Source organism: Kitasatospora gansuensis (genome assembly GCF_014203705.1).
Taxonomy (GTDB): domain Bacteria; phylum Actinomycetota; class Actinomycetes; order Streptomycetales; family Streptomycetaceae; genus Kitasatospora; species Kitasatospora gansuensis.
Genome location: NZ_JACHJR010000001.1, coordinates 465,114 through 478,619, shown reverse-complemented (window position 1 = coordinate 478,619; position 13,506 = coordinate 465,114). Strand labels below are relative to the sequence as shown.

The 13,506-nt window shown below is 73.1% G+C and carries 12 protein-coding genes; 8 read left to right on the top strand and 4 right to left on the bottom strand.

Annotation, left to right across the window (positions count from 1 at the left end):
• Positions 1-25: 25 nt before the first annotated feature.
• From F4556_RS02250 to F4556_RS02240, 3 genes are read right to left on the bottom strand one after another with little or no spacing between them, the layout of a single operon-like run.
• Positions 26-451: a GNAT family N-acetyltransferase gene (locus tag F4556_RS02250; protein WP_184911190.1), complete on the bottom strand. Its 426-nt coding sequence runs from the start codon at positions 449-451 to the stop codon at positions 26-28.
• A 46-nt stretch (positions 452-497) separates the two neighbouring features.
• Positions 498-935 carry a DUF4267 domain-containing protein gene (locus F4556_RS02245; protein WP_184911188.1) on the bottom strand — a complete coding sequence of 146 codons (438 nt, stop codon included), beginning with the start codon at positions 933-935 and terminating at the stop codon, positions 498-500.
• 32 nt (positions 936-967) lie between these two features.
• A complete protein-coding gene (locus F4556_RS02240; RefSeq protein ID WP_246510948.1) occupies positions 968-1,630 on the bottom strand; it encodes a hemerythrin domain-containing protein in 663 nt (220 codons plus the stop codon).
• 108 nt (positions 1,631-1,738) lie between these two features.
• Here F4556_RS02240 and F4556_RS02235 point away from each other — a divergent pair, with 108 nt between their 5' ends.
• From F4556_RS02235 to F4556_RS02200, 8 genes are all read left to right on the top strand, one after another.
• Positions 1,739-5,065 (top strand): ATP-binding protein, encoded by a 3,327-nt coding sequence (locus tag F4556_RS02235; protein WP_184911186.1) that lies wholly within the window; start codon positions 1,739-1,741, stop codon positions 5,063-5,065.
• Between the two features lie 30 nt (positions 5,066-5,095).
• Positions 5,096-6,433 (top strand): DUF4419 domain-containing protein, encoded by a 1,338-nt coding sequence (locus F4556_RS02230; protein ID WP_184911184.1) that lies wholly within the window; start codon positions 5,096-5,098, stop codon positions 6,431-6,433.
• A 138-nt stretch (positions 6,434-6,571) separates the two neighbouring features.
• Entirely contained in the window at positions 6,572-6,991 is a 420-nt protein-coding gene (locus F4556_RS02225; RefSeq protein WP_184911182.1) for an excalibur calcium-binding domain-containing protein, read from the top strand.
• Positions 6,992-7,059: 68 nt separating this feature from the next.
• Positions 7,060-7,692: a class F sortase gene (locus tag F4556_RS02220; protein ID WP_184911180.1), complete on the top strand. Its 633-nt coding sequence runs from the start codon at positions 7,060-7,062 to the stop codon at positions 7,690-7,692.
• 127 nt (positions 7,693-7,819) lie between these two features.
• Positions 7,820-10,756 carry an alpha/beta hydrolase gene (locus F4556_RS02215; RefSeq protein WP_184911178.1) on the top strand — a complete coding sequence of 979 codons (2,937 nt, stop codon included), beginning with the start codon at positions 7,820-7,822 and terminating at the stop codon, positions 10,754-10,756.
• A 222-nt stretch (positions 10,757-10,978) separates the two neighbouring features.
• Positions 10,979-11,161 (top strand): hypothetical protein, encoded by a 183-nt coding sequence (locus F4556_RS02210; RefSeq protein ID WP_184911176.1) that lies wholly within the window; start codon positions 10,979-10,981, stop codon positions 11,159-11,161.
• Between the two features lie 84 nt (positions 11,162-11,245).
• On the top strand, positions 11,246-12,067 hold the full coding sequence (locus F4556_RS02205; RefSeq protein ID WP_184911174.1) for a 2OG-Fe(II)-dependent halogenase WelO5 family protein: 822 nt from the start codon (positions 11,246-11,248) through the stop codon (positions 12,065-12,067).
• A 74-nt stretch (positions 12,068-12,141) separates the two neighbouring features.
• Positions 12,142-12,978: a PhzF family phenazine biosynthesis isomerase gene (locus F4556_RS02200; protein WP_184911172.1), complete on the top strand. Its 837-nt coding sequence runs from the start codon at positions 12,142-12,144 to the stop codon at positions 12,976-12,978.
• Positions 12,979-12,990: 12 nt separating this feature from the next.
• Here F4556_RS02200 and F4556_RS02195 read toward each other — a convergent pair whose 3' ends face one another.
• On the bottom strand, positions 12,991-13,467 hold the full coding sequence (locus F4556_RS02195) for a RidA family protein (RefSeq protein WP_184911170.1): 477 nt from the start codon (positions 13,465-13,467) through the stop codon (positions 12,991-12,993).
• Positions 13,468-13,506 lie beyond the last annotated feature (39 nt).

Genomic DNA, 13,506 nt, shown 5'->3' with positions numbered 1-13,506 from the left:
CAGACGCCGAGCGGAGGTGACCGGCTCAGCTGGTCAGCGGCTTGGTCCAGCGGCGCCAGCGGTCCTCGCGCTCGTACCCGGCGGTGGACCAGGCGTGGTGGGCGCGCTCGTTGTCCTCCAGGACCATGGCGTCCCCCCGCCGGCCGCCCACGGCGACGAACCGCTGTTCGGCGGCGGCCAGCAGCGCCTTGGAGATGCCCTGCCGCCGGTGCGAGGGCAGCACCGCGAGCCGGTAGAGCGAGGCCCGCCAGCCGTCCCAGCCGGCGATCACGGTGCCGACGAGCAGCCCGTCCAGCTCCGCCACGATCAGGGCCTCGGGGTCGCGCTCGATCAGGCGCGAGACCCCGGCCTCGTCGTCCGTGATGCTGGTGCCCTCGGCGGCCTTGGACCAGAAGGTCAGCAGGTCGGGGACCTCGGCCGGGTGGGCGGTGCGGATCTTGATGGTGGTCATGAGGACCTGTCTAGCAGCCGACGGCTGCCCCGGCCGAGGAGATTTCTCACCCTCCGAGACGGGCCGGGTCGCGGCGGGTCGCGGCGAGCCGGGCCGGCGCGTGCTGCGGGCGCTCGCGCAGCAGCAGGGCGGCGGTGGCGGCCACGGTCAGGGCGGTGAGGCCGTGCACGCCGTACGCGATGCCGGGGTGGCCGCCGTCGTTCAGGACGATCAGCATGTCGCCGGTGGGGACGACCGCCAGGGCGGCCAGCGCCCAGCCCAGGGCGCGCCGTTGCCCGTTCAGCAGCAGGGCGAGGACGACCAGGCCGGAGGCGGTGTCGCGGAGGCCCTTGATCAGGAAGGCCGTGCCGTCCTGCTCCGGCCAGCCGGACACCCCGAAGCCGGGGGCGATGGACTGCGGTGCGATCAGGTAGCTGAGACCGATGTAGAGGATGAACGCGGCGCCGGCGGCGGCCAGGGCGGTGGTGAGGTGCTTGAGCTTCACGGTGTGTCTCCTGTACGGGAATTGGCGGGTGATCAGGACTTGGTGCCGCGTACGGCGCGGACCCGGCGGGCGTACTGCGGTCGGCCGACCAGTGACCAGAGCAGCCGGGCGGGCCGGGGTATGGCGCCCAGCAGCGCGGCCCGTTCGGCCGGTTCGGCGTCCTCCAGCACGATGCCGAGGAAGAGCAGCAGCTTGGGCTTGGGCGTACTGGCGAGGAAGTGCTCGCCGAGCGCGCTCCACTCGGACACGGACAGCTGCCGGGCGGCCAGCGGGAGCAACTCCCGCTCCTCGTCGTCGAGATGCTCGGTCAGCACCGCGCGGTGTTCGGTCAGCGCGGCCACCAGTACGTCGCGTTCGCTCGCACCGGCGGTCGGCTCCCAGGCCAGGAAGGCCGCTTCGGCCGCGACCAGCGAGGCGGCCACCCGTTCGTGCTGCTGCTCCATCCGCAGGACGAGGTCGGCCTCCAGGTCCACCCGGGAGAGCAGCAGCGGCCAGAGCAGTTCGTCCTCGCCGTGGTGGTGGTTGTGCAGGCCGAGCCGGTAGTCGCGGAAGTGGTCGGCCAGCGTACGGGCCCGGGCGGTGTCGCCGGGGGTGACTGCGGCGGTCAGCTCCGCCAACAGACGGGCCTCCCGGCGCAGTCCGCGGTGGATGACCACCATCTCCTGGGTGTTGGGCCGTGTCGTCGTGGTTTCCATGACCAGAGACTCGCGGCCGGTTCATGGAAGGTACTTGGACGGCACTTGGACACTCGCGCGAGGGCGTGTGACAGCACGTCAGCAGCGGGTCCTAGGCTGGGTGGCGACATGGTGTACATACGCGTACTCGGATCCTTCACCGCCGAGCGGGACGGCGAGACCGTCCCGCTCGGCGGCCACCGCCAGCGATCGGCGCTGGCCCTGCTGGTGGCCGCGCGCGGCCGGGTGGTGTCCGTCGACCGGATGGTCGAGGAGCTCTGGCAGGATGCGCCGCCCGCCCGTGCGGTGACCTCGCTGCAGGCCTATGTATCCAACCTGCGGCGGCTGTTGGAGCCGGGCCGCCCGCCGCGCGCCCCGGCCCAGCTGCTGGTCAGCGCCCCGCCGGGGTACGCGCTGCGGCTCCCGGCGGACGCGGTGGACGCCTGGCGGTTCGAGCAGCTGCTCCGGGACGCCCGGGAGCTGCTGACCGCCGATCCTGACACCGCCAGGGGCCTGCTCCGGGAGGCGCTGGCCCTCTGGCAGGGACCGGCCTACGCGGACACCGCGGACGAGCCGTGGACCGAGGCCGAGACCGGCCGGCTGGACGAACTCCGGCTGACCGCCCGGGAGCTGGACATCGCCGCCGCACTGCGCGGCACCGACCGTACCGACGTGGTGGCCGAGGCCGGGCTGCTCACCCGGGACCAGCCGCTGCGCGAGGAGGGCTGGCGACTGCACGCCCTGGCACTCTGGGCGACCGGCCGGCAGGCCGACGCGCTGGCCGTCCTGCGGCGGGCCCGCGCGGTGCTCGCGGAGGAGGCCGGGATCGACCCGGGCCCCGCGCTGACCGAGCTCGAAGCCGCGGTCCTCGCCCAGGACGACCGCCTGCTGCTGGCCGCCACGGACGCGCCACCGTTCCGGCCGGCGCCGGTCCAGCCGCCGGAGGCCGAGCAACTCACGGACCAGAGCGGCCCGTTCGTCGGACGTGAGCACGAACTCGCTCTGCTGGCGCAGGCATCCGGTCGCGCCCTGGCGGACGGCCCGGCCATCGCTCTGGTCACCGGTGAAGCGGGGCTGGGCAAGTCGGCACTGCTGAACCGGCTCGGCGACCGGCTGGGCCGGGAGGGCTGGTTGGTGGCGGTCGGCCGCACCACCGTCGAGGAGGGCGCCCCGCCGGCCTGGGCCTGGGTCGAGGCGCTGCGTACGATGGCGGCCACCGCGCCACCCGGGCCTGCGGAGGCCGCCGTGCTGGCGCCGCTGCTGGCCGACGGTCCGGCTGGGAACGGAACCCAGGACAGTGGTGACGCCGCGCTGGGCCGGTTCAGGCTGCACCGCGCGGTGTGGCAGTGGCTGGCGGAGGCCGCCCGGGAGCGGCCGGTCGCCGTCGTCCTCGACGACCTGCACTGGGCCGACGCCGAGACCCTGGCGCTGCTCGCCGCTGGGGCCGATCTGCCGTCCGGGGCACGGGTGTTGCTGGTCTGCGCGTACCGGCCGGAGGAGGTCGGGAGCCGACTCGGGAAGGCACTCGCGGTGCTGGCGAGGAGTGAGCCGGTCCGGGTGGTGCTGGGCGGCCTGCCGGAGTCGGCCGTCGCCGAGGTGGTCCGCGCGCTGGGCGGTCCCGAGCCGGACCGGGAGACGCTGGCCGCGCTCACCGAACGCACCGGCGGCAACCCGTTCTACGTCCGGGAGAGTGCCCGGCTGCTGAGCAGCGAGGGCGCACTCGTCGCGCTGTCCGAAGTGCCGGAGGGCGTACGGGACGTGTTGCGCCGTCGGCTCGGGCGGCTGCCCGAGGTGGCGGTCGCGGTGCTGCGGCTGGCCGCCGTGGCGGGGCGGGAGTCGCGCGTCGAGGTCCTGGTCGAGGCGGCCGAGACCGACGAGGACGGGGTGCTCGGGGCGCTGGAGGCCGGGCTGCTCGCCGGGCTGCTGGTGGAACCAGCGCCGGGGCTGGTCCGGTTCGCGCACGCGCTGGTCCGGGACACCCTGCTGGCGGACCTCAGTGGGCTGCGTTCGGCCCGGATGCACGGGCGGATCGCGGCGACGCTGGAGCGGCTGGGATCGTCCGATGTCTCGGTGCTGGCCCACCACTTCGTCCGCGCCGCCTCCTCCGCGACGGCGGCCAGGGCGGTGCGGCACTGCGTCCGGGCGGCCGAGCTGGCCGGGAACCGCTACGCCCACGAGGCGGCGGCGGCCGTGCTGACCGAGGCGGTCGCGTGCTTCGAGCTGGTCCCCGCCGAGGCCGGGAGCGACCGGGAGGCCGAACGGGTCGAGCTGCAGGGCCGGTTGCTGCGGGCCCAGGTCAGGGCCGGGGCGGTGACGGCGGCCCGGGCCACCCACCGGGCGGCGATCGACCGGGCCGTCGCGGTCGGCCGGGACGACCTGCTGATCCGGGTGTTCACCGCGTGGACCGAGGCGACCCCCTGGCAGAGCAGGCCGTACGGGACGGTCGACCGGCCGGTGGTGGCGCTGCTGGAGCGGCTGCTCGGCCGGACCGACCTCCAACCAGCCGTCCGCTGCCGCCTGTTGGGTGCGTACGTGGCCGAGCTGTCGGACAGTGGGGACCCGGGGGTGTCGGCCGCGGCGCGGGAGGCGGTCGCGCTGGCGGCCGACCTGGGCGACCCGGCGTTGCGGGCGGCGACGCTGGTAACGCTGGCCCGCGAGCTCGACACCGACCTGGACTGGCGCGAACAGGCCGATCTGGGAAGGGAGTTGGACCAGATCGGCACCGAGCTCGGCCTGCCGGGCCACCAGTGGCACGGGCGGTCCTTCCAGGTCACCTCCGCCGCGGCGAGCGGCGAAACCGCCGAGGTCCGTCGACTGATCGACGAGTGCGCGGAGTTGGCCACCTCCTACCGGATGCCGGGGCCCGGCGCGGTGACCGCCACCATGACCGCCACCCTGGCCCATCTGGACGGCCGGATCGAGGCGTCCGAGGCCGAGTACACCCGGGCGGCCGCGCTGATGGCCGGGCAGGGATCGCCGCACGCCGAGGGCTACTTGGTGGTCGCGATCGCGACCCTGCGGGCGACGGAGGGCCGGCTCGCCGAGCTGCTGCCGCAGGCCCGGCGGCTGTTCGAGGAGTTCGGCCCGCTCCTGGCCGACCTGCTGGCGGTCACGCTGGCCGCCGCCGGGGAACAGGCCGAGGCCCGCCGGGTGCTGGCCCAGGCGGGCCCGGTCCGGCCCGACTACTTCTTCAAGGTCTTCGCGACCTTCCGCGCGATGGCCATGGTGATGACCGGCGAGACCGGGGGAGCGGCGGAGCTGTACGAGGCGCTGCTGCCCTACCGCGACGCTCCACCGCCGGCGGCGGGGTTCACCGTGGCGATCCGTCCGGTGGCGGAGACGCTGGGCGAACTGGCCGCGCTGCTGGGTCGCGAGGCCGAGGCGCGGGCGCACTTCGCCCGGGCGGCGGAGATCGCCGGGCAGTGGCGGTCGGCTGACGAGCTGTCTGTTCCCTAGGATCGGGTCCTTACGACTGATGGGGGCGACGTGGCTTTCGAGATCGACCTGCCGCTCCCGGCGGACCGGGCGGGGGACGCCGCAGCTGCTCGGCTCGCCCGGGAGCTCGGCGAGATCGGCAACGAGCGGTTCCTGCGGGCTGTCCTGCGGGATCCGGTGGCCTTCCACCATCGGAGCACCGACCGGCTGGTCGGCTGGGACACCGCGGCTCCGGAGGTGGTCGAGCCGAACTCCAGTCTGCTGCTCCGCGCCCTCCACCTGTCCTTCACGGCGCACCTGCCGCTCAGTCTCTCGCCCGACCTGCTGTGGTACGCGGTCGTGCACGAGGTGGCCGTGCACGTGCGCCTCAACTCCGAGACGTACGCGGGACTGTTCACCGATACGCCGGGATTCCGGCGGACCATCACCGTGCACGACGACGAGGCGCCCTCGGACTGGGAGCGCTCGATCAACCTGGTGCAGGAACCGCTGCGTGAGCGGATCGGCACCGAGACGGCCGAGCTCTTCCAACCCGCCTTCTCGACCACCACGTCCGCCGATGCCGCCGCCGCGCTGGTGGCGCTGATGGACGTCGTCAGCCCGTACTACCGTTTCCGCTGGAGAACCCTGTGCGGCATCCCCCGGATCCGGTTGGAGGGGACGGCCGAGGACTGGGAGCTTCTGGCGGCGCGGGTACGCGGGCTCGCCGACCGGTTCGAGGGGCTGCGGCCCTGGTTCACCGCCCTGCACCCGGTCCTGGACGAGATCGCCGCGACCGCCTCGGGACGAGGAGTCGAGGAGGAGTTCTGGTGCTCGCTCTACAAGTACCGGTCGCGATCCGGCGGCGCCTGGGTCACCGGCTGGATCAACGCCTTCTTCGCCCACCGGTACACCGATGACGGGCCGTGCCCGAAGGACGAGTTCGGCCAGGACAGTGCACCCGCAGTGGACTTCCCCTCCCACGTCTCGCGTGTCCCGTTCCGCTGGGAGACTCTCGCCGGCACCTTCGACATGGCCTTCCTCGGCGGGGTCCTCGGCATCGAACGCGACGAGGAGTGGATCAGGCCCCGGCTCGGCCACGCGGTGGTGGAGCTGCTCCCCGCCGCCGGCCACCGCGACGAACGCCTGCCCGAGCCCTGGCACCTGGCCGACATCCAGCGGATCACCGGCAGCCCGGAGGCCAGGCTGCTCGACACCTTCGGCACCGTCACCCACGAGGGCGCGCTCCTCCAGGTCGACTACGGGATCGACGTGGAGGAAGGAGTCTGCCTCGTCCGGACGGTGGAGGGCGACTGGTACCTCGGCGACCTGGTCTCCGAGACCGGGGACATCCTGTGCGAGGAGAACTGCGGCCCGGACCTCGGCATGGCCCTGCGGACATACTTCTGAACCGACCGGGTCGTCCACCGGAGGGGGTGGCGCGCTCCGGCGTGCGCTCGCGCCGGTGGGTCAGCCGAGTGGCAGGGGCGGGGGCGGTCCGGACGTACTGGTGGCAGTCATGTCACTCGACGTACTGGAGTTCTGCTCATGCGTATTGCCATTGCGGCCGGTGCCGCCCTGCTGATCTCGCTGGCCGGTGTGCCGCTCGCGGGGGCCGCCCAGGCCCAGGACCGGGACTGTCCCGAGTTCCGCACCCAGCCGGAGGCGCAGGCCGTCTTCAACCTGGACCGCTCCGACCCGAACCGGCTGGATGCCGACAAGGACGGGATCGCCTGCGAGAGCCTGCCGGCCAGTCTGCCGGGCGGCGCCGTCACCCCTGCCCCCGGTGCGGCGGCCACCCCCGCCCCGCTGGTCCCGCCGGCTCCGGCGCCGCACGGCGCGGTGGCGGCGGGTGCCGGCCCGGCCGAAGGCGGCAGCACACCCGTCACGCTCTCGCTCGCGGCGGGCGCCGTGCTGGCGGCGGGCGGCGCGGTGGTGGTGCGCCGCCGGACCAAGCGGGAGGACTGACCGAGCACCGGCCCCGGCCGGGACGGCAGCCCCGCCGTCCCGGCCCCCGTACAGCGGAGGAGGAACGGATGGCCACGGCCATCGGCCCCCGACGGCGACGGCGCTCTCGGGCCCCCGCAGTGTTGCTCGCGCTGTCCGGAGCGCTGGCGGCGGGCGCCTGGCAGGTCGGACTGAGTGCCGCACCGGGCCCGGCCCTGCCGGTGGCCGTTCCCGTGGTCTCCGCGGCGCCCGCCCGAGCGGCGGACGGCCTGCCCCGGGCCGTACCGGTCCGGGTCCGGATTCCCGCGCTCGGCACCGCCACCCCGCTGGTGGGGCTGACACTCGATCAGAACGGGGCGCTGCGTCCGCCGGACCCGGACGACCCCGACCTGGCGGGCTGGTACGCGGCGGGCACCAGCCCGGGTGAGACCGGCACCGCGCTGATCACCGGGCACGTGGACACCGTGCACGGTCCGGCCGCCTTCTTCGGCCTGTCCACCCTGACCGCCGGTCAGCGGGTCGAGGTGGACCGGGCGGACGGATCCGTGGCCCGCTTCACCGTCGACGCGGTGGAGAACCACCCCAAGGACGGCTTCCCCGAGCAGCGCGTCTACGGCCCCGCCCCGCGCCCCGAACTGCGCCTGATCACCTGCGGCGGCCGCTACGACCGGGCGCACGGCGGTTACCAGGAGAACACAGTGGTCTACGCCCATCTCAACTGACGTCAACTGCACCTCCAGTACCTGGAGTTGACGATGCTCGAAGGCATCGAACAGGCCGTTGTCGCGTGCGACACTGTCCTTCCCGCTCGACCGGGCGGCGGTACTTGCCCCGTGCTGGAGGATCGTGATGGCGGTAGCGGGAGACCTGCACGTGGTCTTCGTCCATGGTCTGTTCTCGTCCGGGAAGGTGTGGGCCGAGTTCGAGCAACTGCTGCTCGCCGACCCGGAACTGGCCGGGGCCGTCACCGTGCACCGCTTCCAGTACGAGTCGCCGGTCCTGCGGACCCGGGTGCACCGCCGCATCCCGGAGACGGATGACATCGCGGACCGGCTGCGCACCTACCTGAGCACCGAGCTGCGGCACGCCGAGGCCGTCGTCCTGGTGACCCACAGTCAGGGCGGACTGGTGGTGCAGCGGTTCCTGGCCCGGGCGCTGGCCAAGGGGGAGGGGCGCTCGCTGGCCAGGATCAGGCACATCACGATGTTCGCCTGCCCCAACTCCGGCTCGGAGTTCTTCCTCTCGGTGCGTCGGCTCGCCTTCCCCTGGAGGCACCCGCAGGAGCGTCAACTGCGGCCGTTCGTCCGGGCGGTGACGGAGGCGCAGCAGATCGTGCTGCGCTCCGTGGTGAACGCCCGCGGGCAGGGCGAATCCGAGTGCCGGATCCCGATCTCGGCCTACGGCGGGATCTCCGACGCGATCGTTCCGCCGTCCGTCTCGACCTGGGTCTTCCCGGACAACGGGGTGGTGGACGGCGACCACTTCTCGGTGGTCCGGCCGAGCGGACCGGACTCGCCGTCGTACCGGGTGTTGCGCCGGGTGCTGGACGATGTGCTGGCAGCGCTCGGCACGGGGCCGGCGGAGCCCGGTCCGGAGCCCGGTCCGGAGCCCGGTCCGGTCACCGCTCCGGTGACCGCCGCCGGGCAGTCGCAGCACGGCCGGCTCTCGGTCGCACCGCCCTACGGCCGGCGGGACACCCCGCTGGTCGGTCGGGACACGCTGATCGCCTCGGTGATGAAGTCCGGGCACCCGTCCCGGGTGCACGTGCTGGCCGGTCTCGGTGGTTCGGGCAAGAGCAGGCTGGCCCTGGAGATCGCTCACCGGGCACAGCAGGCCGGACGCCGGGTCTGGTGGGTGTCGGTCCCCCAACTCAACTCCGGAATGCGGGAGGTGGCGAACCAGCTCGGCGCCCCCGGGCAGCAGGTGGACCGTGCTTGGCTGGGCGAGGGCAGCCCGACCGATCTGACCTGGCGGATGCTGGACGCCTGGCCGGAGGACTGGCTGCTGGTCTTCGACAACGCCGACGACCCGCAGCGGCTCGGTCCGCTGGCCGGGCCGGTCTCGGACGGCACCGGGTGGCTGCGCGAGCCGGCCACCGCGCGGGGATCGGTGATCGTCACCACCCGGGACGGCAGGGAGAGCACCTGGGGAGCCTGGAGCGCCGTGCACCCGGTGCCGCCGCTGGCGGCCGACGATGCCGCCGTGATGTTGGTGAACCGGGCCGGGGAGTCCGCCGGCAGCTACGAGCAGGCCCGGCGGCTGGCGGCCGAGCTCGGTGGTCTGCCGATCGCGCTGCGGGCGGCGGCGGACTACCTGCGCACGGTGGCCAGGACCAGGGTCTGGCCCGGCACGGCGGGGATCACCGACTTCGAGGACTACCGGGCGGCGGTGAAGCGCCGGTTCGAGTCCCCGCCGGGGGCCTACGACCGGGAGTTGAACGAGCCCCTCGGCCTGGAGATCGTCCAGAACGTCTTCGACCTCTCGCTCGACCTGCTGGCCCAGCGCGGCCTGACCCAAGCCGCGCCGCTGCTCAAGCTGCTGGCCTGCCTGGACATGGCGCCGATCCCCTACCAGGCCCTGCTGGGTACCGGAGTACTGGCGGAGTCACCGCTGTTCAGTGACTTCACACCGATGAAGCGGGTCAGCGTGCTGGACGCGTTGGCCGACCTGGGGCTGATCGAGCCGCACCTCCTGCGGGAGCCGCAGGACCCGACCCTCCGGAACGTCGTCTCGCTGCACCCGCTGGTGCACGGCATCCTGCGGGACGACCAGGACGTCCGGCGGCGTCGGCTCGACTACTACGGCCTGAACGTCCGGATGCTGCTGGCCGCGACGGAGCGGGCCGATCCCGACCTCCCCGACGGCTGGCTGGTCTGGGGCGTGGTGGCGCCGCACGCCGTGTCGGTGGCGCGTTCCGCGCTGCTGGGCAGCGAGCGGCTGGGGGACCGTCAGGTGGTGGCGGCCGCCCTGGAGATCGCGCGGCGGACCGCGCGCTACCTGATCGCGGCGGGACTGGTGGGCCCGGCGCGTGACCTGGTGCTGCCGATCGTGGCGGGGTGCGGATCGTTCGGCTTCCGGGAGACCGACCGGGAGATCCTCGGGCTGCGGCACGAGAAGGCCAGGATCGACCTGGAGCGCGGTGATCCGGTCCGGGCCGAGGCCGAACTCCGGCTGGTGATCGCCGAGCGTACGCGGCTGCTCGGAGCCGAGGCGACAGAGACCCTGGCGAGCCGCCACAAGTTGGCGAAGGCGATGCTGGACCAGGGCAGATGGGCCGAGGCGGAGCCGATGCTGCTGTCGATCGCCAGGGTCGAGGACGAGGTCAGCGGCCCCGAGCACTCCGACACCATGTTCGTGAAGCACAGCCTGGCCCGCGCCGTGCTCGCGCTGGGCCGGGCGGTGGAGGCCGAACGGATGCTCCGTCAGGTGCTGTTGATCGGCAATCGGATCTGGTCGCCGACCGCGCCGGCCACCCTGTACGTCCGGCAGACGCTGGCCCGCAGTCTGCTGGAGCAGGGCCGACCCGAGGCGGCCGCCGAGGAGATCGCGGAGGCACTCAGTCTGGCCCCACGGCCGGACGCGCCGGCCTCTTTGGCGCTGCGGACGGTGCCGAGCCGGGTGTTCCTGATGCAGGGTCAGGTGGCGGAGGCGGTGGCCGATCTGGAACTGCTGGTGCGCGACCAGCACCGGGTGCTCGGTCCGGCGCACCCGGAGACCGTCCGGCACAGAACGCTGCTGGAGGATTCCCGGCGGATTCTGGCACGGTTGAACGTATCGGAGGAATGATCAGTGCACGGAGACTATCCGGAAGGGGGCGGAGACCGCTATTTTTCAGTTGGCCGACTGTCAGTGTCGACATGTCGCCGGAATCCGACTGTCCGGGTCGTCGAATGTCAAACGGCCCTTCTGGGGGTCGAGTTGCCGGTAGTCTCTGCGGGGCTCAGTGTTTCCCGCGGGAATGCCGGGCAGCGTGAGTCACCCGAATCCCAGGACTGTACGGAGGCCCCCATGGCCAGCGGTAACGATCATTCCGGCGGCAACGGCGGCTCGGAGGGCGCGGCGCACGGGAATGCGGCCCAAGGGGCGCAACTTCAGCTCGCACAGCAACTCGCGCGCGAAACACTGAATGCCGATCACCAGGCACTGGAACTGGACGCGAAACTGGCGTTCCGGGCCGAAAACCGTTCCTGATCCGAAGGGGCGACCGCCTGGCGGGACGGTGTTCCGGTTTCGTCCGCTCACCTGACCGGGAATCATCCAGGAGGGGACGGTCGAATGAACTCTGTCACCGCTGCAGTGCCGATCGAGCAGCACGACCCGTACTTCGCCGCCGTCGACGCGAAGGGATTCGGCCGCGCGCAGATCGCCGATCTCGCGGCCGGCCGCTGCGCCGCGATCAGGGTCAAGGACCTGCTCCCGGCGCAGAGTTGCCGCGCGGTCCTGACGGCCCTGCAGACGGCACGGTTCGACACCTACGGCACCGAGCGGGTCTACCCGCCGGTGCTGCGCTTCGGGGTGGGGGTGAGCGACCACCGGCAGGACGGTCGACTGGTCGAGAGCTACTGGGCCGCGCTGGACGGCCACCGTCGGCAGTGGTCGGGTCTCGGCCTGCCCTTCGACCCTTTCGGGCTCTGCCGGGATGCGCTGGGCCGGGACTGGCCGAACCCGGTCGTGATCGGCCGCAGCGGCGGCCGGGAGCTGGGCGCCGGTGTGGCGCGCGAGCCCAACCAGGGCTTCCAGGTCCATTTCGACGATGCGGTGCGGGAGTTCACCGGCGACCTGCTCGATGCGCCGCTGGTGGCTCAGTTCGCCTTCAACCTCTACCTCAGTGTGCCCGAGCGCGGCGGGGAGACGGTGGTCTGGCGGCACCGCTGGCAGCCGTCCGACGAGACGTACCGACTGCCGAACTCCTACGGCTACGCGCCGGAGGTGGTGGACGGGGTGGAGTCGTTCGAGCTGAAGCCGACGGTCGGAGAGGCGCTGCTGTTCGACCCGCGGAACTTCCACGCGGTGCGCCCGAGTCAGGACGAGCGCCGGATCGCGCTCGGCTTCTCGGTCGGGCTGAGCGACACCGGGGCGTTGCTGGTCTGGGGCTGACTCCCTTGCCTGGCAAGGGAGTTCGATGATTGTCGGCTTTGACGTCGGAGTGTCGGCGCCGCTACGCTCGGCGGGTGGAATTGCTTCGATATGTGGCGTTCAGTGCAGATCCGTCCGGTGGCAATCCGGCGGGCGTGGTGCTCGAGGCAGCCGGGCTCGACGACGCGGCCATGCTGGCCGCGGCCGCCGAACTCGGCTACTCCGAGACCGCGTTCGTCTTCCCGGCGGCGGACGGTGCGCTCGGTGTGCGGTACTTCAGCCCGCTGATGGAGGTCCCGTTCTGCGGGCACGCGACGATCGCCACCGCCGTGGCGCACGCCGAGCGGTACGGCGCCGGTGAGCTCCGGTTGATCACCAAGGCCGGCCAGGTGGCCGTCCGGACCGGTCCCGGTCCGGACGGCAGCACGGTCGCCACCCTGGTCAGCGTGCCACCCAGGACGGCGGCCATCGACCCGGAGGACCTGGCCGAACTGCTGGCCGCACTGGACTGGTCGGCCGGGGAGCTGGACCTTGCGCTGCCACCCCGGGCGGCATACGCGGGGGCCTGGCACCCGGTGATCGCGGCCGCCGACCGGGCCAGGCTCGCCGACCTCGACTACGACCTGCCGCGGTTGGCCGGGCTGATGGAGCGCCTCGGCTGGGCGACGGTGGATCTGGTGTGGCGGGAGTCCGCGACGGTCTTCCACGCCCGGAACCCGTTCCCGCCGGGCGGCGTGGTGGAGGACCCGGCCACCGGGGCGGCCGCCGCCGCGCTGGGCGGCTACCTCCGCGAACTCGAACTGGTGGCACTGCCCGCGACGGTGACGGTGCATCAGGGGTACGACATGGGGCGTCCGAGCACCATCACCGTCGGCATCCCGGCCGATCCCGGCAGCGGAATCGCGGTCACCGGCACAGCGGTCGCCCTCTGACGATCCGGCCGGTCAGGGGGTGATCTCCACCGTGATCTCGATCTCCACCGGTGCGCCGCGCGGGAGTTCGGCCACCCCGACCGAGCTGCGGGCATGTCGGCCGGCCGGGCCGAAGACCGCCAGCAGCAGCTCGCTGGCGCCGTCCACCACACCGGCCTGGGCGGTGAAGTCGGTGGCGGACGCGACGTACCCGGTCACCTTCACCACCTGGCTGACCCGGTCCAGCCCGGCCACCGCGTCGATGGCGGCCAGCGCGGCCAGCGCGCAGTGGCGGCTGAGCGTGTACGCCTGCTCCGGTGTGACCTCGGCACCCACCTTGCCGACGGTGGTGACCGCCCCCTGCTCCATCGGGATCTGGCCCGACACGAAGACGTACCGACCGCTCCGGACGGCCGGGGTGTAGACCCCACCGGGCGGGCTGGGCGGCGGGAGCACGAGCTTCAGCTCGGCCAGTCGCCGGTGGGGGTCGAGGGGTTCGGTTGCCTGCATGGCGCGCAGATTACCGGCGGCGGGCCGGTGGGCGGGTGC

Excerpts from the sequence above, each read along its gene's own strand:
- F4556_RS02240 (WP_246510948.1), bottom strand. The coding sequence starts at position 1,630 with ATGGAAACCACGACGACACGGCCCAACACCCAGGAGATGGTGGTCATC.
- F4556_RS02235 (WP_184911186.1), top strand. The coding sequence starts at position 1,739 with ATGGTGTACATACGCGTACTCGGATCCTTCACCGCCGAGCGGGACGGC.
- F4556_RS02215 (WP_184911178.1), top strand. The coding sequence starts at position 7,820 with ATGGCGGTAGCGGGAGACCTGCACGTGGTCTTCGTCCATGGTCTGTTC.
- F4556_RS02195 (WP_184911170.1), bottom strand. The coding sequence starts at position 13,467 with ATGCAGGCAACCGAACCCCTCGACCCCCACCGGCGACTGGCCGAGCTG.
- F4556_RS02210 (WP_184911176.1), top strand. The coding sequence starts at position 10,979 with ATGGCCAGCGGTAACGATCATTCCGGCGGCAACGGCGGCTCGGAGGGC.
- F4556_RS02225 (WP_184911182.1), top strand. The coding sequence starts at position 6,572 with ATGCGTATTGCCATTGCGGCCGGTGCCGCCCTGCTGATCTCGCTGGCC.
- F4556_RS02205 (WP_184911174.1), top strand. The coding sequence starts at position 11,246 with ATGAACTCTGTCACCGCTGCAGTGCCGATCGAGCAGCACGACCCGTAC.
- F4556_RS02220 (WP_184911180.1), top strand. The coding sequence starts at position 7,060 with ATGGCCACGGCCATCGGCCCCCGACGGCGACGGCGCTCTCGGGCCCCC.
- F4556_RS02250 (WP_184911190.1), bottom strand. The coding sequence starts at position 451 with ATGACCACCATCAAGATCCGCACCGCCCACCCGGCCGAGGTCCCCGAC.